This is a genomic window from Antarctobacter albus (assembly GCF_900101505.1).
Lineage (GTDB): Bacteria > Pseudomonadota > Alphaproteobacteria > Rhodobacterales > Rhodobacteraceae > Antarctobacter > Antarctobacter albus.
Genome location: NZ_FMZI01000003.1, coordinates 415,370 through 438,957 on the forward strand (window position 1 = coordinate 415,370; position 23,588 = coordinate 438,957).

19 protein-coding genes and 1 tRNA gene are annotated in these 23,588 nt (G+C 63.6%); 15 read left to right on the forward strand and 5 right to left on the reverse strand.

The features are described from left to right. Nucleotides 1–10: 10 nt before the first annotated feature. The gene (locus BLQ71_RS07625; protein ID WP_229754778.1) at nucleotides 11–1,453 is read right to left on the reverse strand and encodes a diguanylate cyclase; all 1,443 of its coding nucleotides are present in this window, start codon (nucleotides 1,451–1,453) and stop codon (nucleotides 11–13) included. Between the two features lie 133 nt (nucleotides 1,454–1,586). Here BLQ71_RS07625 and BLQ71_RS07630 point away from each other — a divergent pair, with 133 nt between their 5' ends. From BLQ71_RS07630 to BLQ71_RS07690, 13 genes are all read left to right on the forward strand, one after another. Then, nucleotides 1,587–1,871: a DUF3572 domain-containing protein gene (locus tag BLQ71_RS07630; protein ID WP_074621258.1), complete on the forward strand. Its 285-nt coding sequence runs from the start codon at nucleotides 1,587–1,589 to the stop codon at nucleotides 1,869–1,871. Continuing rightward, nucleotides 1,868–2,575, forward strand: a complete 708-nt coding sequence (locus BLQ71_RS07635; protein WP_074621259.1) for an HAD family hydrolase — start codon at nucleotides 1,868–1,870, stop codon at nucleotides 2,573–2,575. Before BLQ71_RS07630 ends, BLQ71_RS07635 begins: the two co-directional genes overlap by 4 nt. A gap of 83 nt (nucleotides 2,576–2,658) precedes the next feature. Continuing rightward, nucleotides 2,659–4,233: a trimethylamine methyltransferase family protein gene (locus tag BLQ71_RS07640; RefSeq protein ID WP_074621260.1), complete on the forward strand. Its 1,575-nt coding sequence runs from the start codon at nucleotides 2,659–2,661 to the stop codon at nucleotides 4,231–4,233. Nucleotides 4,234–4,344: 111 nt separating this feature from the next. Continuing rightward, complete coding sequence (locus tag BLQ71_RS07645) at nucleotides 4,345–4,947, forward strand: heme NO-binding domain-containing protein (RefSeq protein WP_074621293.1); 603 nt, start codon at nucleotides 4,345–4,347, stop codon at nucleotides 4,945–4,947. After that, entirely contained in the window at nucleotides 4,944–5,942 is a 999-nt protein-coding gene (locus tag BLQ71_RS07650; RefSeq protein WP_074621261.1) for a GGDEF domain-containing protein, read from the forward strand. Before BLQ71_RS07645 ends, BLQ71_RS07650 begins: the two co-directional genes overlap by 4 nt. Before the next feature lie 60 nt (nucleotides 5,943–6,002). Next, nucleotides 6,003–6,077, forward strand: a tRNA-Gln gene (locus BLQ71_RS07655). A 147-nt stretch (nucleotides 6,078–6,224) separates the two neighbouring features. After that, nucleotides 6,225–7,346 (forward strand): aminodeoxychorismate synthase component I, encoded by a 1,122-nt coding sequence (locus tag BLQ71_RS07660; protein WP_074621262.1) that lies wholly within the window; start codon nucleotides 6,225–6,227, stop codon nucleotides 7,344–7,346. Then, nucleotides 7,304–7,951 (forward strand): aminotransferase class IV family protein, encoded by a 648-nt coding sequence (locus BLQ71_RS07665; protein ID WP_074621263.1) that lies wholly within the window; start codon nucleotides 7,304–7,306, stop codon nucleotides 7,949–7,951. Before BLQ71_RS07660 ends, BLQ71_RS07665 begins: the two co-directional genes overlap by 43 nt. Nucleotides 7,952–8,515: 564 nt before the next feature. After that, nucleotides 8,516–10,198, forward strand: a complete 1,683-nt coding sequence (locus tag BLQ71_RS07670; protein ID WP_074621264.1) for an NAD(P)H-dependent oxidoreductase subunit E — start codon at nucleotides 8,516–8,518, stop codon at nucleotides 10,196–10,198. A gap of 3 nt (nucleotides 10,199–10,201) precedes the next feature. Then, entirely contained in the window at nucleotides 10,202–12,979 is a 2,778-nt protein-coding gene (gene fdhF, locus BLQ71_RS07675) for a formate dehydrogenase subunit alpha (RefSeq protein ID WP_074621265.1), read from the forward strand. Between the two features lie 28 nt (nucleotides 12,980–13,007). Beyond that, on the forward strand, nucleotides 13,008–14,684 hold the full coding sequence (locus BLQ71_RS07680) for a formate--tetrahydrofolate ligase (protein WP_043136686.1): 1,677 nt from the start codon (nucleotides 13,008–13,010) through the stop codon (nucleotides 14,682–14,684). A gap of 147 nt (nucleotides 14,685–14,831) precedes the next feature. After that, the gene (gene folD, locus BLQ71_RS07685) at nucleotides 14,832–15,734 is read left to right on the forward strand and encodes a bifunctional methylenetetrahydrofolate dehydrogenase/methenyltetrahydrofolate cyclohydrolase FolD (RefSeq protein WP_043141911.1); all 903 of its coding nucleotides are present in this window, start codon (nucleotides 14,832–14,834) and stop codon (nucleotides 15,732–15,734) included. Next, nucleotides 15,731–16,606, forward strand: a complete 876-nt coding sequence (locus tag BLQ71_RS07690) for a bifunctional 5,10-methylenetetrahydrofolate dehydrogenase/5,10-methenyltetrahydrofolate cyclohydrolase (RefSeq protein WP_074621266.1) — start codon at nucleotides 15,731–15,733, stop codon at nucleotides 16,604–16,606. The genes folD and BLQ71_RS07690 overlap by 4 nt, the downstream gene beginning before the upstream one ends. A gap of 17 nt (nucleotides 16,607–16,623) precedes the next feature. Here the strand turns inward: BLQ71_RS07690 and BLQ71_RS07695 are convergent, their stop codons facing one another. Further along, nucleotides 16,624–17,469, reverse strand: a complete 846-nt coding sequence (locus tag BLQ71_RS07695) for a DMT family transporter (protein WP_074621267.1) — start codon at nucleotides 17,467–17,469, stop codon at nucleotides 16,624–16,626. Nucleotides 17,470–17,590: 121 nt separating this feature from the next. Between BLQ71_RS07695 and BLQ71_RS07700 the strand changes: the two genes are divergently transcribed. After that, nucleotides 17,591–19,963: a trimethylamine N-oxide demethylase gene (locus BLQ71_RS07700; protein WP_074621294.1), complete on the forward strand. Its 2,373-nt coding sequence runs from the start codon at nucleotides 17,591–17,593 to the stop codon at nucleotides 19,961–19,963. A gap of 44 nt (nucleotides 19,964–20,007) precedes the next feature. Then, entirely contained in the window at nucleotides 20,008–20,463 is a 456-nt protein-coding gene (locus tag BLQ71_RS07705; protein WP_069209877.1) for a group II truncated hemoglobin, read from the forward strand. A gap of 4 nt (nucleotides 20,464–20,467) precedes the next feature. On the opposite strand, the gene BLQ71_RS07710 is transcribed toward BLQ71_RS07705, so the two are convergent. The 3 genes from BLQ71_RS07710 to BLQ71_RS07720 all read right to left on the reverse strand — a co-directional run bounded on the left by BLQ71_RS07710 (nucleotide 20,468) and on the right by BLQ71_RS07720 (nucleotide 23,420). Continuing rightward, nucleotides 20,468–21,742 (reverse strand): glycerate kinase type-2 family protein, encoded by a 1,275-nt coding sequence (locus BLQ71_RS07710; protein WP_074621268.1) that lies wholly within the window; start codon nucleotides 21,740–21,742, stop codon nucleotides 20,468–20,470. Further along, nucleotides 21,729–22,706: an HpcH/HpaI aldolase/citrate lyase family protein gene (locus BLQ71_RS07715; protein WP_043141902.1), complete on the reverse strand. Its 978-nt coding sequence runs from the start codon at nucleotides 22,704–22,706 to the stop codon at nucleotides 21,729–21,731. The genes BLQ71_RS07710 and BLQ71_RS07715 overlap by 14 nt, the downstream gene beginning before the upstream one ends. Before the next feature lie 111 nt (nucleotides 22,707–22,817). Then, on the reverse strand, nucleotides 22,818–23,420 hold the full coding sequence (locus BLQ71_RS07720; protein WP_043142039.1) for a response regulator transcription factor: 603 nt from the start codon (nucleotides 23,418–23,420) through the stop codon (nucleotides 22,818–22,820). Nucleotides 23,421–23,588: the final 168 nt, after the last annotated feature.

Sequence of the window (23,588 nt, forward strand, 5' to 3'; positions counted from 1 at the left end):
CGGACTTTTGTCAGGTCAGTCCGGCGCGCCGAGCCTCGGCTTCCTTGTCGTCCTTGGCAGACAGGGTTTTGGCCAGCGGCGTCGGGCCGCGCGTCGTAAGCGGGCGTACCGTGTCTGCCATGACCACCGTGTTGCGGCCCTTGTGCTTGGCCGCATAAAGCGCCTCATCCGCGCGTTCGATCAGTTCCAGCGGGCTGGACTCGTGGCCGGGGCGGCCAATTGCGACCCCGATGGACAGCGTCACGGTCAACTGCTTGCCGTCGGGCAAGGTCACCGGCTGGCGCGACATGATCCGGCAAAGCCGTTCCGCCGTACGCTTGGCCGCGGTTCGGTCGGCGTCCGGCATGGCCACCAGGAATTCTTCACCGCCCCAGCGCGAAATCAGGTCAGCGGCGCGCAGGTTGTCCTTTAGCCGCTGGGCCAGGGTAACAAGGACCGCGTCCCCGGCTGCATGGCCGTGGTTGTCATTGACCTGCTTGAAGAAATCGAGATCCGCCAGCAACAGGGCATAGGGGCGTTTCTGGCCCGTGGCACGGTCCGCCAGCCGCGACAAATGCGGCACCGCATAGCGGCGATTGTAGAGCCCGGTAAGAGGGTCGCAGACCGCCGCGCGCAGCCCGTCGCGCATATTGGCGCGCAGCCGGTCATTGGTGCGCTTGCGCTCGACCTGCTTCTTCAACCGGATGGCCAGTTCGTCCAGGTCCAGACCCGAGCTGAGCAGGTCGTTCGCGCCCATGTCGAGCGCACTTGCCGCCTCTCGCTGCTGGTTGGGCTGGGCGATGTAGATCAGCGCCGAATGGCGGGTGTGACGGCTGGCGCGCAGTTGCGGCAAGAGCGTCAGCGCCTCGCCGGAACTGCCCGGCGCCTCGGCGACGACCACGACATCCGGAGCGCGGGTATGCTCGCGCAACGCGTCCTCGGGGTCGACCACCTCGATCCGGTCGGGAATGCGCGCGGCCAGCCCCTCGCTCAGAGCCTTCGTCTCGGGCAGTTTCGGCGGAGAGACCAGGCGGACAAGGCCCGGCGCCACGAATGCAGTCCCCTGTTCGGCAAGGCCGAGCGCGCGCTGAGTGTCGTCGCGCAACTGCAGCTCTGCCTCCGCGTCGCGGGCACGCAGGAGAGAGCGCAGCCGGGCCAGCATGACAAGATCATCGACCGGACGGGTCAGCACATCGTCGGCGCCCGCTGCAAGCGATGCAAGCCGTTCGCCGGGGTCGTCGGCGCCATGCAGGATCACCACGGGAATGCGCACGCTGGCCGGCAACTTGTTGATTTCCGCGCAGAGCGCACGCCCCGTCATGTCGGGCAGGTCGGTGGCGGTAATCACGAGATCGGGCGAGAGTTTGCGCAGCAAGGCCAGCGCGGCCTCTCCGTTGTCGGCTTGAATCACGTCGTAGTAGGCGGCGGACAGTTTGACACGCAGGATGATGCGGTTCGTCGGAACCGAATCCACTATCAATATCCTTCCGGTCATCTTTCGATACCCCCGCATATGCAGGTTAGCCGCAGTTAGCCGCGCTTGCACTTTTCTTTCCGCTCAGCTTTGATGACTATTGGTTAAGAAACCCTTTCGGAGAGAGATCAAAATGGATCTGTCGCGGGAAGCCGCCGAAACCGTCGGCTTGCAGGCGGTGGCCTGGCTGGCCGGAAACGACGAGTTGCTGCCGGTCTTCCTGGGCGCGACGGGGGCCTCGCAGGAGGACTTTCGGGAGGGGTTGCAGGACCCGGTCTTTCAGGGGTCGGTTCTTGATTTCCTCCTGATGGATGATGCCTGGGTCATGGCTTTCTGCGAGGCGGAAGGTCTTCGGCCGCAGGACCCTATGGCCGCGCGGATGGCCCTGCCGGGCGGGGAAACGGTACACTGGACATGACTTTAGCCGCGATCGAGGCGGTGCTTTTCGACAAGGACGGCACCCTGTTCGATTTTGCTGAAACCTGGAACGCCTTTGCGGCGCGCCTGATCCTACGTCTGGCCGACGGAGATGACCTGCGGCGGCACGGTCTGGCGCGGGCCCTGATGTTCGATCTCGAGGCGGGCAGTTTCCTGCCTGGCAGCCCGGTGATCGCGGGAACCAACCGCGAGGTTGCCGAACTGATCGCCCCCATCCTGCCCGAACGCGGTATCGAAGAGCTCGAATCGCTGATCATCGCCGAGGCGGCCGACGCCCCGTTAAGCGAAGCCGTGGCGCTGGTGCCTTATCTCGCCGGACTGGCGGCGCGCGGGCTCAGTCTGGGAGTGATGACCAACGACAGCGAATCCGTGGCGCGTGCGCATCTGCGGGCCGCCGGGATAGAGGGGATGTTCGATTTCGTTGCCGGCGCTGACAGCGGTCACGGCGCCAAGCCGTCGCCCCGGCCCTTGCTGGCCTTTGCCTCGGCGACAGGTCATGCACCGGACCGGGTGATCATGGTTGGCGACAGCTTGCATGACCTTGCCGCCGGTCGTGCCGCAGGCATGTGGACAGCCGGTGTGCTGACCGGGATGGCGGATGCGGATACCCTGGCACCGATGGCGGACGTGGTTCTGCCCGACATCGGGCATCTTCCGGACTGGCTCTCTGATCGCGGAACCTGAAAGCGACCAATTTCGTCGGTTTTGCGAAGGAAGGCGCGTCGCGGGCGCTGTGTGATGGTGGGCACCAGACACGGAGAGCCACCATGCCGGATGCCGCTGACGCTATCTTGACCGCCCAGAAACGCCGCCGGACCGGGGGGCGCGCGGGCAACCGGCGCCGCGGTGGCGCGGCAATCGAACAGATGCCATGGCGTCTGCCCGTCAACATCGATCGCCCCACGGAACCGCTGACCGAGGAGGGCGTGGAACGCCTGCACCATGCGACCATGCGCATCCTCGAAGAGATCGGAATCGAGTTTCTGCACCCCGAAGCGGTCGAGATCCTGCGTGCCGCGGGTTGCACCGTCCAGGGCGAGAACGTCCGCATCGGGCGTGACATGGTCATGGAGATGGTCGCCAAGGCCCCGGCGAAGTTCACGCTCATGCCGCGCAACCCAGACCGCAAACTGACCATCGGGGACGGGCATATCCTCTTTGGCAACGTCTCGTCCCCGCCCAACTACTATGACCTGGAAATCGGCAAGAAGGTCTCCGGCACCCGCCAGCAATGTGCCAACCTGCTCAAGCTGACGCAGTATTTCAACTGCATCCACTTCGCCGGCGGCTACCCGGTCGAGCCGGTGGACGTGCATGCCAGCGTGCGCCATCTGGACGTGGTCTTTGACAAGCTGACACTGACCGACAAGGTCATGCACGCCTATTCACTGGGCAAGGAGCGGGTCGAGGACGTGATGGAAATGGTCCGCATCAGCCAGGGGATCAGCCACGAGGAGTTCAACGCCTCGCCCCGGATGTACACCAACATCAACTCGACCTCGCCATTGAAGCATGACTACCCGATGATGGATGGCTGGATGCGCATGGCGCGGCGCGGGCAGGGACTGGTGGTGACGCCCTTCACGCTCGCCGGTGCGATGGCGCCGGTGACGATGGCGGGCGCGGTGGCGCAATCCCTGGCCGAGGGGCTGGCGGCGGTGGTTCTGGCGCAGATCATCAATCCCGGTGTTCCCTGCGTGATCGGGACCTTCACCTCGAACGTCGACATGAAGACCGGCGCGCCGGCTTTCGGCACGCCGGAGTACATGCGTGCCACCCAGATGACCGGCCAGATGGCGCGGTTTTACGGATTGCCGATGCGGTCATCGGGGGTCTGCGCGGCCAACGTGCCGGACGGGCAAGCCATGTGGGAGACAGAACATTCGCTCTGGGCCGCGGTCCAGTCGGGCACCAACATGGTCTATCACGCGGCTGGCTGGCTGGAGGGCGGGCTGGTGGCCAGCCCGGAAAAGTTCATCATGGACTGCGAGGTGTTGCAGCAGATCCAGCGTTACCTCGAGCCCGAGGTCTGTGATGTTTCGGACGATGCACTGGCGGTCGAGACGATCCGCGAAGTGGGCCCCAATGGCCATTTCTTCGGGGTCGATCACACGCAGGAACGCTACGAGACCGCCTTTTACCAACCTTTCCTGTCGGACTGGAAGAACTTCGAGGCCTGGGAAGCGGCTGGCGCCGTCTGGACGGCCGAGCGCGCGCATACACTGTTCAAACGTATCATGGACGAGTTCGAGGCGCCGCCCCTGGACGTGGCGATCCGTGAGGAGCTGGAGGACTTCGTCGCACGCCGCAAGGCAGAGGGCGGGGCGCCGACGGATTTCTGAGACGGGTCTTTGTCCGCAGGCTTCCCCGCGGAAATCCGGGCAATTGTACCTGTTTCCGGATTTTTAATCGCTGACCGCCATGCTCCGACCAAGGCGTAGAGGTATGGCATGATGCATGGGTTGATCCTGCGGACCTTCCAGGTCTTTGTGGAGGATACATATGGACCCGGGATATGGGCCGACATTGCCGAGAAGGCGGGCCTTGAGGTGCCCGACTTCGAGGCGATGCTGAACTATGCGCCCGAAACCTACAGCGCATTGATCGGTGCGGCGGAAACCGTTCTGGACAAGCCGGCCGAGGCGATCTGGGAGGATGTCGGCACCTACCTCGTGTCGCATCCCAACAGTGAGGGCTTGCGTCGCCTGCTGCGCTTTGGTGGCGTCGATTTCATCGAGTTCCTGCATTCCCTGGACGATCTTCCGGACCGGAGCCGCCTGGTGGTCGCCGATCTGGTTCTGCCTGACCTTGAACTGACGGATAACGGAAACACCCAGTTCAAGCTGCGGGTGGGCGATGGCTTGCCCGGGTTCGGCTACGTCATGATGGGCGTCTTGCGGGCGATGGCCGATGACTACGGCGCGCTGGTTCTTCTGGATACCGAAAGCGGGCACCGGGGCGAACAATACCTGATGGTGACGGTGATCGAGACCGCCTATGCCGAGGGGCGGGAGTTCGAACTGGCTGCGGGCAGTGGCGGGGCGGGCGAGGGATGAGCACGCTTCCCGAGGAAATCCTGCACCTGATCTGCCCGATGCACCTGCTGTTGGAGCCTTCGGGCCATATCCGCCAGGCCGGCCCGACCTTGCACAAGATCAGTCCCGAACCGCTGGAGGGCGCCCGCTTCCTCGAGGTGTTCGAGGTTTTTAGGCCCCGCGCCGTAACCTGCATGAAGCAGCTGTTGCAGACCGAAGGCCGCAAGATCCGTCTGCGGCTGCGCGGCGGAGTCCGCACACAGCTTTACGGCGTGCTTGTTGCCGATGGACAGGGTGGCGCGGTGGTCAACCTGTCTTTCGGCATCCATGTCATGAGCGCGGTGCGGGACTATGCCCTGACCAGTTCGGATTTTGCGCCCACGGATCTTGCCGTCGAAATGTTGTACCTGGTCGAGGCAAAGTCCGCGGCGATGGATGCGTCCCGGAACCTGAATACCAGGCTTCAGGGAGCGATGGTCGCCGCCGAAGAACGGGCCTTCACGGATACCCTGACCGGGCTGCGCAACCGCCGCGCGCTTGACGCGGTGCTGGAACGTTTCAAGCGCGGAAGGGAACCGTTTGCCCTGATGCACATCGATCTGGATTTCTTCAAACAGGTCAACGACACCTTGGGGCATGCGGCCGGCGATCTGGTGTTGCGGCATGTGGCGCGCATCATGACAGACGTTATCCGCAAGGATGATACCGCAGTCCGGGTCGGCGGGGACGAGTTCCTGATTGTCTTCGGTGGCCTGATGCGGCCCGAGCGTCTTGGTGAGATTGCCGCCGATCTCATAGACCGGATCGAGGAACCGGTAAGCTACGACGGCCGGGAGTGCCGGGTTTCCGCCAGTATCGGCATCGCCACCGCCAGCGGCGGCATCGAGAATCCTGACGAGTTGCTGGAGCAGGCAGATATGGCACTCTACGCCTCCAAACGCGCCGGGCGGGCCCAGTTCCGCTTCTTCGGAGAGGCTCCGGCAGAGGGTGGTCCGGCGCAGATGGCGGGTAAGTGAAATTCCTGAAACTTTGGTCTTGATCCCGCTGAAACCTCATCGTAAGTAGCGCGCCACGGTTGGGGTGTAGCCAAGTGGTAAGGCAACGGTTTTTGGTACCGCGTACCGTAGGTTCGAATCCTACCACCCCAGCCAAGTTTCACCGAAGTGAGCGATTATCGATCTTCTGAAGAGGCACTTCGGCCCTTCGTGAATTTCCCTTGAGTGAAATAATTTGAACCCACGGCTGTCCTGCTGTATCGCTCCCGACTCTGGAAACGGGTCTTCTGGGCAGGGCGCAGGATGGAAATACGGTTCGATTTCGGCCCCGGCTATGCGGCAGCAGAATTTGCCAACCCGTCGCGCCTGATCCGTGCCGACAGCACAGAGGACGTGCCGACGGCACTCGCGGAGCTCGATGCTGCGCGCCAGGCGGGGCAGTGGCTTGCCGGCTATGCCAGCTACGAACTGGGCTATGCGCTGGAGCCGCGCCTTGAAGACCGGATGCCGGACAGGCGGCGCATGCCGCTTTTGTGTTTTGGCGTCTATCCCGCACCCGGACCCGCCTCAGCGCCTCGGGGCGGAGATTTCAGTCTGGGGATCTTCCGACCGGACTGGGATGCGACACGCTACGCCAGCGCCTTTGCGCAGGTTCATGACTGGATTGGTTCCGGGGACATCTACCAGGCCAACCTGACCTTTCCGCTTTGCGCGCCCTGTTCAGGTGACTTGAGGGCACTCTACGGTGCGCTCTCCGCCCGTCAACCAGTGTCGCACGGCGCGCTGGTCATGCCTGATGATGGCCCGGCCATCCTGTCGCGCTCGCCCGAGCTGTTCTTCCGCGTCGACGAGAACGGCCGAATAGCGACGCGCCCGATGAAGGGAACCGCGCCGCGGGGACGAACGTCGAAAGAAGACGCGGACCTGCGCCGTTGGCTGGCTGGGGATGAAAAGACCCTGGCCGAAAATCTGATGATCGTTGATCTCTTGCGCAACGACCTGTCCCGGGTCGCGACGCCCGGAACCGTATCCGTGCCGGAACTGTTCAAGGTGGAGACCTATGAAACCGTGCACCAGATGGTCAGCCAGATCGAGGCGCGGCTGGCGCCCGGCATTGAACTTTCTGATATCTTCCGGGCCCTGTTTCCCTGTGGATCGATCACCGGCGCGCCCAAGATCCGCGCGATGGAAGTCATCAACGACCTGGAGACGGCCCCGCGCGAGGCCTATTGCGGCGCCATCGGCTGGGCGGCACCCGACGGGCGATCGGAATTCAACGTGGCGATCCGAACGCTGTTGGTCGAGAATGGCACAGCGGTACTGAATGTCGGCGGTGGCCTCGTCTGGGACAGCCGTGCAGACAATGAATACGAGGAGGCGCTGTGGAAGAGCCGTTTCGCGACGTTCCAGCAGGAACCGGCCTGATCGAAACCATGCTGTGGCAGCCGGGGCAGGGTGTGGTCCTGGCGCGTCGGCATCGGGACAGGATGTGCCTCGCGGCCCGCAAGCTGGGGTTCCGCTTTGATCCCGGGGCATTTGATGGTGTCTTGGCAGGGATCGAAGGGGCAGACCCGCTGCGGGTGCGCGCATTGTTGCACAGCGATGGGCGGCTCGAGACGACAACGGCGTCCTTGCCGCCCCCTGCGGCTGTCTGGCGTGTTGCCATCGCGCCGGCAACGCTAGATTCGAAAGACCCCTGGCTAAGGGTGAAATCCACGCGCCGACGGCTTTACGATGACATGCGCGCAGCACTTCCCCAAGGCGTGGACGAGGCTGTCTTTCTGAATGAGAAAGGGCATGTCTGCGAAGGCACGATCACCAACCTGCTGGTTCGTCAGGGGGATCAGTGGGTGACACCGCCCCTGTCGGACGGGGTCTTGCCGGGGGTCATGCGGGCGCAGCTGTTGTCGACCGGAAAAGTGCGGGTTGGCAGCGTGACCCCGGATGACCTGCGGACAGCCATGGGCCTGCGAATGTGCAATGCATTGCGCGGCCAGATAGAGGCAGAACTGGTGAACTGGCCCGGCTGACCCTGTTACGGCGCAGGTCCTGCCAAAAGCGGTTCCAACCTTGTGCGAGTCTTCGCCGCCATGTCGATTCTCCAGCCTGATTCCCGGGCTTTCAGGCGTCGGATGACAACGCGTTTTGCTCTCTGGGCGCGCGACAACGGTCACCAATCTCATCGGCAAGGGCGGGTCGAAAGCCTAGGCAGCGAGGCTTGCCGCTGAATTTCACTGGCATTGTTAATTGAGCGCTTCAGATCGACCGGTTGTCACCGCCATCCAAGGAGTGGCGGCGGCCCGATCTATCGCGCGAAGAACACGACTGAATGTGCGAGCAAGTGTTTCGTGTTGAGGCGTGTCATTCGAATCAAGTAATTGATTATAAATTAAAAAATTTAAATTTCCTATCCGCGAAATTTGTTTCTCTGCGAAGGCAGGCGCCGTTCGGATCGACCGCGCCAAGTGCACGATTCCATCCTCTTCAGCGATGCCCTTTTCCCTTCGGTGCCAAAATTTGGTGTTGACCGTGGGTAAAATAAATTGATTATTGGGAAAGTATTGAAGGTCTAAAAACCGAGAGGATCGTTGAACATGTCGCTCGATGACGTGGGTATCTGGAAGACAGGCCGAGGCAAGGGGCGTCACACGCCGAAAGGCCGTCAGTATGATGACGAAGCACTGGCCGAGGTTCGTTCTCTCCTCGGGGATGCGCCGCGCCGCCGTGACCTGTTGATCGAGCACCTTCACCGGATCCAGGACCACTTTGGACATCTTTCGGCCCGGCACCTGCGGGCCCTTGCCGAAGAAATGCGCCTGAGCATGGCCGAGGTCTACGAGGTCGCGACCTTCTATGCGCATTTCGACGTCATCAAGGAAAACGACACCCCGCCGCCCGCGCTGACGATCCGAGTCTGCGACTCGCTGTCCTGCGAATTGGCGGGTGCGGATCAGCTGCGCGCGGCGCTGGAAAAGGGGATGGACCCGACCCAGGTGCGTGTCCTGCGGGCGCCCTGCATGGGGCGTTGCGATACCGCGCCGGTGCTGGAACTGGGGCACAATCACATCGATCATGCCACGCCGGAAAAGGTGCAGGCCGCGATCGCTGCGGGTGAAACCCATGCCCGCATTCCCGACTATGAAACCTTTGACGCCTACAAGGCTGAAGGTGGCTACAAGGTGTTGGCCGACCTGCGTCAGGATGGCGATTGGGAAGCGGTCCAGGACAAGGTCCTGTCCGCCGGCCTGCGCGGGCTTGGCGGTGCTGGTTTCCCGTCCGGCAAGAAATGGGGCTTCGTGCGTGCCAATCCGGGCCCGCGTTACCTGGCGGTAAACGGTGACGAGGGTGAACCCGGCACGTTCAAGGACCGTTACGACCTTGAACGCACGCCGCATCTTTTCCTCGAGGGGATGCTGATTGCGGCCTGGGCGGTCGAGGCGGAAACCTGTTTCATCTACATGCGCGACGAATACCCCGCCGTGCTGGAAATCCTGCGCCGCGAGATCGCCGCGCTGGAAGAGGCCGGTATCGTTGCCCCCGGATACATCGACCTGCGCCGTGGCGCGGGCGCCTACATCTGCGGCGAAGAAAGCGCGATGATCGAGTCGATCGAGGGCAAGCGCGGCATCCCGCGCCATCGTCCGCCCTTTGTGGCTCAGGTCGGGGTCTTTGACCGTCCGACACTGGTTCACAACGTCGAAACGCTGAAATGGGTGGCCCGCATCCTGCGCGAAGGGCCGGAGGTTCTGAACTCGGTCGAAAAGAACGGTCGCAAGGGTCTGCGCAGCTACTCGGTGTCCGGCCGTGTGAACAAGCCCGGCGTGCATCTGCTGCCGGCAGGCTCGACCATCACCGATATCATCGAGGCAGCGGGCGGCATGCTGGATGGGCACAGCTTCAAGGCGTACCAGCCGGGTGGTCCGTCCTCGGGGCTGTTGCCCGCGTCGCTGAACGACGTGCCGCTGGATTTCGATACCTTGCAGCCGCATGGCTCCTTCATCGGCTCGGCTGCCGTCGTGGTCCTGTCGGACCAGGACAGCGCCCGCGATGCCGCGCTAAACATGCTGCGCTTCTTCGAGGACGAAAGCTGTGGCCAGTGTACGCCCTGCCGCGCAGGCTGTGAAAAGGCGGTCAAGCTGATGCAGGCCGGCCGCTGGGACCAGGGTCTTCTGGAAGAGCTGAGCCAGACGATGGTCGACGCCTCGATCTGTGGCCTTGGACAGGCCGCCCCGAACCCGATCCGCCTGACAATCAAGCATTTTCCCGACGAGGTCTGAGCGATGAGCGAGACAATCACCTTCAAGCTGGACGGCCAGGACGTCACCGCCGAAAAGGGGATGACGATCTGGGAAGTGGCCAATGGCCGCGGTCTGAAGATCCCGCATCTCTGCCACAAGCCCGCACCGGGGTATCGCCCCGATGGCAACTGCCGCGCCTGCATGGTCGAGATCGAGGGCGAGCGCACTTTGGCCGCCTCCTGTATCCGCGAGCCGTCCGAGGGCATGGTCGTCAACACCGCGAGCAACCGCGCCAAGGCCGCGCGCAACATGGTCATGGAACTGCTTGTCGCGGACCAGCCGGAACGCGAAGCGGCACATGACCGGTCCTCGCACCTCTGGGACATGGCGGATGAAAACGGCATCGACACCAGCCGCTTTCCCAAACTCGAAGAAGGCCGCATCCCGCTGCTGGACGACAGCCACGTCGCGATGAGCGTCAACCTGGATGCCTGCATCCAGTGCGGCCTGTGCGTGCGGGCCTGCCGCGAGGTTCAGGTCAACGACGTGATCGGCATGGCCGGTCGTGGTCACGATGCCTATCCGACCTTCGATTTCGCCGACCCGATGGGCGCCTCGACCTGTGTGGCCTGCGGGGAATGCGTTCAGGCCTGCCCGACCGGCGCCCTGATGCCCTCGACCGTCGTCGATGCGGCCCAGCAGGGCGACAGCGCGGATTATGACAGCGAAACCGAAAGCGTCTGCCCCTTCTGTGGCGTCGGCTGCAAGGTCTCGCTCAAGGTCAAGGATGGCAAGGTCAAATACGTCGAGGGCATCAACGGCCCCGCGAACGAAGGCCGCCTCTGCGTCAAGGGCCGTTTCGGCTTTGACTATATCCACCACCCGCACCGGCTGACCAAGCCCTTGATCCGCCGCGAGGATGCGCCGGCCAAGGGACTGAACGTCGATCCGGGCAACCTTTTGACCCATTTCCGCGAAGCGTCGTGGGAAGAGGCAATGCAGGCCGCCGCCGGTGGTCTGGCCAGGTTGCGCCAGGCGCATGGCGGACAGTCGGTGGCAGGCTTCGGCAGTGCCAAGTGCACCAACGAAGAGGCCTACCTGTTCCAGAAGCTGATCCGCCAGGGCTTCAAGCACAACAACGTCGACCACTGTACGCGGCTCTGCCATGCGTCCTCTGTTTCGGCCCTGATCGAAAACGTTGGATCGGGCGCGGTGACCGCGACCTTCAACGAGGTCGAGAACGCGGACGTGGCGATCATCATCGGCGCCAACCCGCTGGAAAATCACCCCGTTGCCGCGACCTATTTCAAGCAGTTCGCCAAGCGCGGCGGCAAGCTGATCGTGATGGATCCGCGCGGGCAGGGGCTGAAACGCCATGCCTACCAGATGGTGCAGTTCCGGCCAGGTGCCGATGTCAGCCTGCTGAACGCGATCATGAACGTGATCGTCGAAGAGGGGCTTTACGACCAGCAGTATATCGAGGCCTTCACCGAGAACTGGGAGGCCGAGAAGGAACACCTCAAGGCCTTTACCCCCGAGGCGATGGAGCCGATCTGCGGGATTGCACCCGACGTGATCCGCGACGTGGCCCGCACCTTTGCCGGAGCCAAGGCGGGCATGATCTTCTGGGGCATGGGTGTCAGCCAGCACATCCACGGCACCGACAACTCGCGTTGCCTCATCAGCCTGGCGCTGATGACCGGCCATGTCGGTCGTCCGGGAACCGGCCTGCACCCGCTGCGCGGTCAGAACAACGTGCAGGGTGCATCGGACGCGGGTCTGATCCCGATGTTCGTGCCCGACTACCGCTCGGTCGAGGATGACGCGGTTCGGGAAGACATCTTTGGCGTCTGGGGCCGGGACGAGGATTGGTCCAACAAGAAGGGCCTGACCGTGACCGAGATCGTCGATCAGGTCTACGCGGGAAACATCAAGGGCATGTATATACAGGGCGAAAACCCTGCTATGTCCGACCCGGATGTGGACCACGCCCGCGAGGCCTTTGCCAAGCTGGAACACCTGGTGGTGCAGGACATCTTCCTGACCGAGACGGCGAACTTTGCCGATGTGATCCTGCCTGCCTCGGCGCTTTATGAAAAGAACGGGACGGTCAGCAACACCAATCGGCAGGTACAGCGCGTGCGTCCGGCCGTTCCGCCGCCGGGCGAGGCGCGCGAGGACTGGGAGATCACCGTCGACCTGGCGCAGCGCCTTGGCCTTCCCTGGGACTATTCGGATGTCTCCGAGGTCTTTGCCGAGATGAAACTGGTGATGAGGTCGCTGGATAACATCACCTGGGACCGGCTGGAAACCGAAACCGTGACCTATCCTTCGCTCAGCCCGACCGATCCGGGACAGGCGGTGGTCTTTGGCGACGGGTTCCCCCGCGCCGAGGGGCGGGCAAAGTTCACCCCCGCCGCCGTCATCCCACCGGATGAGGCGCCGGACGAGGCCTATCCGATGATCATGACCACGGGCCGCCAGCTGGAACACTGGCACACCGGGTCGATGACACGGCGGGCCAGCGTGCTGGACGCGGTGGAACCCGAAGCGAACTGTTCGCTGCACCCCAGGACGCTGCGCTCGCTTGGCGTGGTTCCCGGAGAGATGATCCGCCTGACCACGCGGCGGGGCAGCATCGAGATCATGGCGCGGGCGGACCGCGCCGTGTCCGAGGACATGGTTTTCGTCCCCTTCGCCTATGTCGAGGCGGCGGCGAACGTCCTGACCAACCCGGCGATCGACCCCTACGGCAAGATCCCGGAGTTCAAGTTCTCGGCCGTGAGGGTCGAGGCCTTGGCAAAAACCGCAGCCGAGTAATCCAAGCTCCAACCCACAGGGACTTAACATGGCACATAAAACGGATATCGAAATCGCCCGCGAGGCCAAGAAGAAACCGATCCAGGAGATCGGCGACGGGCTGGGCATTCCGGGCGAACACCTGCTGCCCTACGGTCACGACAAGGCCAAGGTGAGTCAGGATTTCATCAACTCGGTTCAGGACCGCCCGGACGGCAAGCTGATCCTCGTCACCGCGATCAACCCGACGCCGGCGGGCGAAGGCAAGACCACCACGACAGTGGGTCTGGGCGACGGCCTGAACCATATTGGCAAGAAGGCGATGATCTGCATCCGCGAAGCCTCGCTTGGCCCGAACTTCGGGATGAAGGGCGGCGCCGCCGGGGGCGGCATGGCGCAGGTCGTGCCGATGGAGGAAATGAACCTCCACTTCACCGGCGACTTCCACGCCATCACCTCGGCGCATTCGCTGCTCTCGGCGATGATCGACAACCACATCTACTGGGGCAACGAACAGGAAATCGACCTGCGCCGCGTCCAGTGGCGCCGCGTTGTCGACATGAACGACCGGTCGCTGCGCCAGATCACCTCCTCGCTGGGCGGTGTGGCCAACGGTTTCCCGCGTGAGGACGGTTTTGACATCACCGTGGCCTCCGAGGTCATGGCAATCCTCTGCCTCGCCAAGAACCTCAAGGATCTCGAAGAGCGTCTTGGGTCGATGATCATCGCCTATCGCCGTGACAAGTCGCCGGTCTATTGCCGTGACATCAAGGCCGAAGGCGCGATGACCGTCCTGCTCAAGGACGCGATGCAGCCGAACCTGGTGCAAACGCTGGAAAACAACCCGGCCTTCGTCCACGGCGGTCCCTTTGCCAACATCGCGCACGGCTGCAACTCGGTCATCGCGACGACCACCGCGCTGAAGCTGGCCGACTACGTCGTGACCGAAGCCGGTTTCGGGGCCGACCTGGGCGCCGAGAAGTTCATGAACATCAAGTGCCGCAAGGCCGGTCTTGCGCCGTCCGCCGTGGTCTGCGTGGCCACCGTGCGCGCGATGAAGATGAACGGCGGCGTGGCCAAGGCCGACCTGGGCGCCGAAAACGTGGATGCGGTCAAGAAGGGTTGCCCGAACCTGGGCCGTCACATCGAGAACCTCAAATCCTTCGGCGTGCCGGTCGTCGTGGCGATCAACCACTTCGTCACCGATACTGATGCCGAAGTCGCGGCGATCAAGGAATACGTCGCCAGCCACGGTGCCGAGGCGGTGCTGAGCCGTCACTGGGAATTGGGCTCCGAAGGGTCCGCGGATCTTGCGCGCAAGGTCGTGGCCGTGGCCGAGGGTGAAAGCGCCAACTTCTCGCCGATCTACCCCGACGAGATGCCGCTGGCCGAGAAGATCCAGACCATCTGCAAGCGCATCTATCGTGCCGACGAGGCGCTGATGGACAAGAAGATCCGCGATCAGCTGAAGCTCTGGGAAGAGCAGGGCTATGGCAACCTGCCGGTCTGCATGGCCAAGACGCAGTACTCCTTCTCGACCGATCCGAACCTGCGTGGCGCACCCACGGGCCATTCGGTGCCGGTGCGCGAAGTGCGGCTTTCCGCGGGCGCGGGCTTTATCGTCGTCGTCTGCGGCGAGATCATGACCATGCCGGGCCTGCCCCGGGTGCCGGCGTCGGAAAGCATCCGCCTGAACGACGCGGGCCAGATCGAAGGCCTGTTCTAAGGCGGATTGCTCCGCCCGACAGGCAAGAGCAACTGAGGGGGCCTGAGCCTCGGGTCCCTGACAGTGCGGGTGCGGCGGCGGAATGCTTCCGCACCCGTCCATCATTTCGGGGCGTGGCATGGACCGCGCGGAACAGGGACTAGAGAGATGAGCGCAACAATCATTGACGGCAAGGCCTTTGCGGCCACGGTCCGCGAGAAGGTGGCGGCGCATGTGGCGCGGCTGAAGGATGAGAACGGCATCACGCCCGGCCTGGCGGTGGTGCTGGTGGGCGAGGACCCGGCCAGCCAGGTCTACGTCCGTTCCAAGGGCAAGCAGACCGTCGAGGTCGGCATGAACTCCTACGAGCACAAGCTGGAGGCCGACACCTCCGAGGCGGATCTTCTGGCGCTGATCGACAAGCTGAACAAGGACCCGGCGGTGCATGGCATCCTGGTGCAGCTGCCCCTGCCGAAACACCTCGACGAGGACCTGGTGATCAACTCGATCGAGCCCTCCAAGGACGTGGACGGTTTTCACATTTCCAACGTGGGCCTGCTGGGCACCGGGCAGAAATCCATGGTCCCCTGCACGCCGCTGGGTTGCCTGATGATGCTGCGCGACCACCACGGGTCGCTGAGCGGCATGGACGCGGTGGTGATCGGCCGGTCGAACATCGTCGGCAAGCCGATGGCGCAGCTGCTGCTGGGGGACTCCTGCACGGTGACGATTGCGCATAGCCGCACCAAGGACCTGCCGGAGGTCGTGCGCCGCGCCGATATCGTCGTGGCCGCCGTGGGCCGCCCCGAAATGGTGCCGGGCGACTGGATCAAGCCGGGCGCCACGGTGATCGACGTGGGCATCAACCGCATCGACGCGCCGGAAAAGGGCGAAGGCAAGACCCGCCTCGTGGGCGACGCGCATTACGAGAGCTGCGCCGCGGTTGCGGGTGCGATCACGCCGGTGCCCGGCGGCGTCGGCCCGATGACCATCGCCTGCCTGCTGGCCAACACGCTGACCGCCTGCTGCCGGGCGAATGGACTGGCAGAGCCGGAGGGGCTGACGGCATGAAACAGGATCCCCGGTTGCTGCTTGGCAAGCCCGTGCAGGAGCGTATCCTTGCCGAGGTACGTGGCATTACCAATTCCGCCGGGCGGATCGGCAAGCTTGTGTCGATCTCGATCGGGGATGTTCCGGAGGTTGCGGTCTATGTCCGCAACCAGGCCCGGGCGGCGGCTGCCGTCGAACTGCCCTTTGACCAGGAGTTCTGGGGCGGCGAGGTCACGCAGGAAGAGTGCAAGGCGCGAATCCAGGAAATGAATGATGACCCGGAAGTTCTGGGCATCATCCTGCAGCGCCCGGTGCCCAGCCACATCAACGTCCGCTCCTTGCAGTCCGCGATCCATCCGCTCAAGGACGTCGAGGGGATGAATCCGGCCTCGATCGGGAACATCGTCTACAACGACGTGGCGATGGCGCCCTGTACCGCGGCCGCCGCGGTCGAACTGGTGCGCGCGACCGGCCTTAACATGGAGGGGCTGGAGGTCGTCATGGTGGGACACTCGGAAATCGTCGGGAAACCGGCGGCGATGATGTTGATGGCCGAAGGCGCCACGGTCACGGTCTGTCATCACCTGACGCGCTCGGTCGCCATGCACTCTCGCCGCGCCGACGTGATTGTCGTGGCCGTGGGCAAGGCCCATTTGATCGGTCCCGACATGGTCAAACCGGGGGCGGCGGTGATCGACATCGGTATCAACCAGCGGGTTCACCCCGACGGCACGACCGAGATCGTCGGTGACGTGGATACCGATGCCGTCAAGGAGGTCGCCGGATGGATCACGCCGGTGCCCGGCGGTGTTGGTCCCGTGACCGTCGCGATCCTGATGCGGAACGCGATCCGCGCCTATGAACGCCAGCAGGCGGCAGGCTGGCGGAGCTGACAGGCTCCGCCATCTGGTCAGAGCGTCAGGTAACCGATCCCCAGGAAGGCTACGATACAACCGGCCCATTGCGCGATCCGCATCTGTTCGTTCAACAGCACGCGCGCCAGCAGGATTGTGAAGAGACCGAAGATCGAGGCCGCGACCGCCGCGAACTCGGGCTGCGGCAACGAGGCGGCCGAGATCACCGACAGCAGGGCGATGCCATCCAGCAGGCCCATCGCCACCAGCGGAACCACCGCCTTGCGGCCCACCCGGATGTCGGGCCGCATTGCCCAGAGGATACCGCAGAGAAGCAGCAGCGCGACCAGCCGCGTGGCAAATGTGCTTTGCCATTCGCCGCCGGTTTCCGCCGCCAGCTGGCCCAGCTTGAAGGTGCTGGCATAGCCGAACGCAGAGAGCAGAGAATAGGCGATCGTCGGCCCCCGGGGCGGGACGTCGCCCTGCGCGGAATCCGAGAGGATGGCCACCAGGCCGACGGCGCCGATCACAACCAGAACGGTTGTGATCTGATCGGGCGTGATTATCGAGCCGCCAAGCGCCGCGTAGATCAGGGAAAGGATCGGAAAGGCGCCGATGATCGGGCTGACCAGACGTACGGGACCACGTTCAAAGGCAAAATAGAGCCCGAGACTTGCCGCGAGAAAGGTGAAACCCGCGGCCAGCGCATACCAGAGCGCCGGCCCCTGTGGCAAAAGCCACTCACCCCTGACGAGAATAACGCCCCCCTGGAATGCAAGGCCCGTCAAAAGGACCACAAGCAATGCGCCCATGAGCGGAACGGTCCGGCTGAGATAGCGAATCGCGATGTCATGCAGACCCCAGCAAACGGCCGCAACCAGGCCCAGAAAAAGCGCACTCATGTCGTGAAACTCCTGTCGATTAGAGAGATTCCTGTCTGTATCGCTTGCGCGAACACATCACCGGGTATATTCTCATCATTAATATTATTTTCCGTAAAGGCAAATATCGGGAGGAATGGACGTGCTTGATACCAGATATCCCAACGTGGTCCCCGGACCGCCGCGGCCCAGCGGGATCTTCGAGCCTCGGGTCTTCTCGATGCCTCCGGGGACCGAGCGCTATGTCGTCGAAGGCATGGGCGCGATCCTGGTGCGGCTCGAGGCGGGTGACCGGCTGGAGATCGAGAACACGGAAGGCGGCCAGCGATGCGAGATCGTCTGCGCCCGTCCGGACGGAACCTTCGATCCGGCGTTGATCGGTGCGAGCGGGCAGGGGCCTGCAACGGGCTTGCAGGCGCTGCTGACCTCATCTGACCAGTCGCTGCGCAGCCTGCGCATGGGGGTCGAGGCGCGTGGCTTGGACCTTTCCAAAGCTCAGGCGGTCACCCTGTTTGAATCCACGACCCCCGCAAAGACAACCGAGAGCTTTACCGCCTCGCAAGAAGGGATCGCCATCATCGCCGCGCCCGGCGGCATCATGGATTTCGAGGCGCAGGACACGGCGACTCCGCTGACGATCTACATCCGTCGGGCGACGATCAAACCCCTGCCGAAGTTCGAGCTGCCCGACCCGCTGGCCGATCCGGTGGCGGACGTGCGCGTGCATTCCGCCACGGCAGAGGCCTATTTCGTCAAGGCTGGCGACTATATCCAGATCCTTGACGTGGACGGACGCCAATGCACTGATTTCCAGTGCTTTTCCGCGCGCAAGCTGGACAAGGGAATCGAACACGCGCTGGACGTGACCACCACGCGCACCCTGATGGAACATGCCTACCCGATGCCGGGCCTGCATGCGAAGTACTATGATCAGGACATGCTGCCGCTGGTCGAGGTCATCCAGGACACCTGTGGGCGGCACGATGCCTTCGCGCTGGCCTGTTCCGCCAAGTACTACGACGACATCGGCTATCCCGGCCACGTCAACTGTTCGGACAACTTCAACGGCGCGCTGGCGCCGCATGGGGTGACCGGGCGCAAGGGCTGGATGGCGATCAACTTCTTCTTCAACACCGGGCTGGACGAGCACGGGGTGATGTACTCGGACGAACCCTGGTCGCGCCCCGGGGACTATGTCCTGCTGCGCGCACTGACCGACCTTGTCTGTGTCAGCTCTGCCTGCCCGGACGATACCTCGGCGGCGAACGGCTGGAACCCGACCGACATCCATGTGCGCACCTACAGCGGCAAGGAAACCTTTCAACGCGCCGTCGCGTACCGGCCTACTCCTGATGCGGAACCGAAGATGACTAAACAGACAGGCTTTCACGACCGGTTCGACCGGTTCACCGACAATTTCATCGAATACAACGGTTTCTGGCTGGCCAACTGCATGTCCAGCGCCGGTCCGATCGAGGAATACCACGCCTGCCGCGAAAAATGCGTCGTCCTCGACCTCAGCGCGCTGCGCAAGTTCGAGATCACCGGCCCGGACAGCGAGGCGCTGTGCCAATACGTCTTTACCCGCAATATGAAGACCCTGCCGGTGGGCGGCGTCGTCTACACCGCGATGTGCTACCCGCACGGCGGCATGATCGACGACGGCACCGTGTTCCGACTGGGCAAGGACAACTTCCGCTGGATCGGCGGGTCGGACTACGGCGGCGACTGGCTGCGCGAAAAGGCCGAGGAACTGGGCCTGAAGGTGTTGATCCGCTCGTCCACCGACATGCAGCACAACATCGCCGTGCAGGGACCCGAAAGCCGCGACCTGCTGAAAAAGATCATCTGGACGGCCCCGCACCAGCCGAACTTCGAGGATCTCGCCTGGTTCCGCTTTGCCCCCGCGCGCATCGGCGACGACCAGGGCATTCCGGTCGTGGTCAGCCGCACCGGCTATACCGGTGAACTGGGCTACGAGATCTTCTGCCACCCGAAACACGCGGGCGAGGTCTTTGACGCCGTCTGGGAGGCGGGTCAGGCGCACGGTATCCGCCCGATGGGTCTGGAGGCGCTGGACATGGTGCGGATCGAGGCCGGGCTGATCTTTGCCGGCTACGACTTCTCGGACCAGACCGACCCGTTCGAGGCCGGCGTCGGCTTTACCGTGCCGCTTAAATCCAAACCGGACGATTTCATCGGGCGCGAGGCATTGATCCGCCGCAAGGAAACGCCGGCGCGAAAACTCGTCGGGCTGGACATCGACAGTAATGTCGAGGTTGGGCACGGCGATTGCGTCCACATCGGCCGCGCGCAGATCGGCGAGATCACATCGTCCATGCGCTCGCCGATCCTGGGCCGCAACATCGCGATGGCGCGGGTCGACGTGGCCCATGCGGAACCGGGCACCAAGCTGGAGATCGGCAAGCTGGACGGGCATCAGAAACGTCTGCCTGCCACGATACGCCCCGACCTGGCCGCCTATGACCCCAAGAAGGAAAAGCCCCGGTCTTGACGTATCTCAAGGCCACCCTTGCCGGGGTGGGTTAGGCCGAAGCCATGACAAGTGCATTGCAAGAGATTGGCGGTGAAACCGCTCTGCGAGACCTCGTGGAGCGGTTCTACGACCTGATGGAAAGTGACCCGGCGGTGCATGAATTGCACCGCCTGCATTTCCGCGGACATGGGCTGTCCCACACCCGCCAGGCTCAATTCGAGTTCATGAGCGGGTTTCTTGGCGGCAGGCCGTACTACCGCGAGCGCAATGGTCACATGAACCTGCGCGAAATACATGCCCATATCCCGATCCGCGAAGCGGATGCGGAGCTGTGGCTGCAGACGTTCGACAGGGCGCTGGCCGATGTGGGGCTGACGGGGCCGGCGGTGGAAAAGATGCGCGCGACCCTGCAACGGGCCGCGCATATGCTGGTGAACGATGTCCCCGATTGGCGCCAAGGCGAAGACACGCAGGATCGCGAAGTCTTGCGTGATCATGGGGCCTTGCGCCGAGGCTGAAGCCTCAGCCGATCAGCAGGATCTGTACATCGGCAACATTTGTGCCGGTTGCGCCGGTGATCAGCAGGTCTTCGGACAGGCGCAAGGCGGCGTTGCTGTCGTTGCGGTCCAGGTACTCTGTCGGGGACTGCCCTTTGCCTCGGATGCGGGCCAGGGTGTTCTGGTCGACAATCGCGCCAGCCGCGTCGGTCGGTCCGTCCCGCCCGTCCGTTCCGGCCGAAAGAAAGACCCAAGGCGCTGCGATCGGTTCGGCGTCGGCAAGCGCCGCCATCCGCAAGGCCAGTTCCTGGTTCCGCCCACCCAATCCGCCGCCGCGCACCTGAACGGTGGTTTCGCCGCCCCAGAGGAACGCGCGCGGCTTGTCCGATGGTCCGACATCACGCAGTGTCCGAAAGGTCTTGCAGACGGCCTCGTTCACGTCGCCGGTCAGCGGGTCCTCGATGACATGGATCTCGTAGTCTGGGCGCAGTTCCTCGGCGGCGGCCTGCACGCTTTCGCGGTTGCCACCAATCAGGTGATTTCTGGCCGTGAGGTTCGCGTTTGCTCGCGGCGCGTTGCGCAGGTGGCGCTGGATACTTTCGGGCATGCGGTTGAACAGGCCCATCGAATGCAGCAGGTTGCGCGCCTGTCCCGGCGTGCCGATGGGCGCGACGCTGGGGCCGCTGGCAATGGCGCGCAGGTCGTCACCGATCACGTCCGAGAGGATGTAGGCAGTGACGAGCGCGGGGGCGGCCAGCCGCAACATCCCGCCGCCTTTCAGCTGCGAGACTTGCTGCCGGACAAGGTTCATCGCCACGATGTCCAGCCCGCTGTCCAGAAGCAGGCGGTTGAGCGCCTGCTTGTCTTCCAGGCTGACACCATCCGGCGGTGCGGGAAGCAGGGCAGAGCCACCTCCCGAGATCAGGGCGATCACGACGTCGCCCGCGACGGCGCTTTTCAGAACTTCCTGCATCCGTTCGGCGCCGCGCGCGCCCACGGTGTCGGGAACGGGGTGGCCGGCCCGGTAGACCTCGGCGCCCGGGACCTGTTCCTGGTTCTCGCGATGGGTGACGCAGATCATCACCCGCGGCCCGCTGATGCGGGGCAGGACTGCGCGCAGCATTGCGGGGGCGGCCTTGCCGAGGGCAAGGACAATGGTCCGGCACCCATGCGCCGGGCGGGGCAGCGGATGCTGCCCCAGGCTCTCGCGCATGGCCAGTGCCGGGTCGGCACGGCGGATCGCGGCCCGAAATGCCCGGGCCGCATCGCCTTTCAATGCCGGGATCTTATCCGGCAGCAATCTGACGCGCCTTCTCGACCAGAACTTCGGCCTGACGGATCGAAGCATAGTCGATCAGCCGCCCGTCGAGCGAAACCGCGCCCTTGCCGGCGGCCTCGGCCTCGGCCATCGCGGCCAGGATGCGCTCGGCCTTGGTCACTTCGGCCTCGGAGGGGCTCATGACCTCATTGGCCAGCGCGACCTGGCTGGGGTGGATCGCCCATTTGCCCTCGCAGCCCAGAACGGCGGCGCGCTTGGCGGCGGCGCGATAGCCGTCGGGGTCCTGGAAGTCGCCGAAGGGGCCGTCGATCGGACGCAAACCGTTGGCGCGTGCGGCAACCACCATCCTGGCCAGTGCATAGTGCCACATGTCGCCCCAGTGGGTTTCACGGGCGTTGTTGGCGTCGGGGTCGGTCAGGACCGAGTAGTCGGGGTTCACGCCGCCGATGATCGTGGTCCGCGCCCGGGTCGAAGCCGCGTAGTCGGCGACACCGAAGTGCAGGCTCTCGTTGCGCTTGGAGGCGGCGGCGATTTCCGACACGTTCTGCATGCCAAGCGCGGTTTCGATGATGTGCTCGAAACCGATGCGCTTTTTCAGGCCCATCGCGTCTTCGATCTGGGTCACGATCATGTCGATCGCGTAGACGTCGGCGGCGGTGCCGACCTTCGGAATCATGATCAGGTCCAGCCGTTCGCCAGCCTGTTCGACCACGTCGACCACGTCGCGATACATGTAATGCGTGTCCAGCCCGTTGATGCGGATGGACATGGTCTTGGTGCCCCAGTCGATTTCGTTCAGGGCCTTGATGATGTTCTTGCGGGCCTGCGCCTTTTCGTCGGGCGCAACTGCGTCCTCGAGGTCGAGGAAGATTACGTCGACATCGGATTGTGCCGCTTTTTCAAACATTTGAGGCTGAGAGCCGGGCACGGCCAGTTCCGAGCGATTAAGCCGTGCGGGCGCCTGGTCGATGGCGTGGAAAGACATGGTCAGGGTCCTTTCTGACAGGAAAATTGGGTCGGACCCCTATTTGCATTTGGGAAATCGGTATTCCTGTCAATAAATTTTTTTGCATACCAGTGCACACAGCGCGCCGTGTCATCCGCCGCTTTTCGCCTTTGACGCGTAGAAATGCGCGATGGCCTGGGCGCGATTCTTGACCGAGAGCTTGTCAAAGATGTTCGACAAATGGAACTTGACCGTATTGGTCGATATCTCGAGCCGCGCGGCAAGCTGCTTGTTGGTCAGTCCCTCGGCCAGGGCATCCAGAATCGCACGCTCCTTGCGGGACAGGGTGCTGATGGGATCGGTCTTCAGCTCGCGGATGTCGAGGTAGGGGAAGACCATCTTGCCCGCGGCCACGTCGAGGCAGGTTTGCACCAGCGCGTCGGTCGGGGCGGCCCGCGATACGAAGGCCGCCGCGCCCGAAGCCATCGCCTGGCGCGGTACGGCGGCGTCGGTGTCATGGCCATAGACGACGATGCGCGGCGCGTTTTCCTGTGCGCGCAGCACCTCGATCAGCTTTTCCGCCCCCAGCGCCGGGATGTTCCAGTCGATCACGCAGACCTTTACCGGCACCCGCATGATCATCCCCAGGAACCCTTCGGCGGTGGCGCTGGTCGCCACAAGCGAGAATCGGGGATCGCGTTCGAACACTTCGGACATGGCCGACAGGACCAGCGGATTGCCGTCGCCCAGCATGATGTCGATGCGTTCTCTCTGCACTTTAGCCCCCTGATTTTCTTCGCATTTCCGTGATAAACTACCCCTTTGGGCAGGGTCTAAAACGGCATACAACGGGATACTTGCCAAAAAGGATGGTAATTTCCCCACCCATTTGGATGCCCAAAAGCAGGATTAAGGAACGTT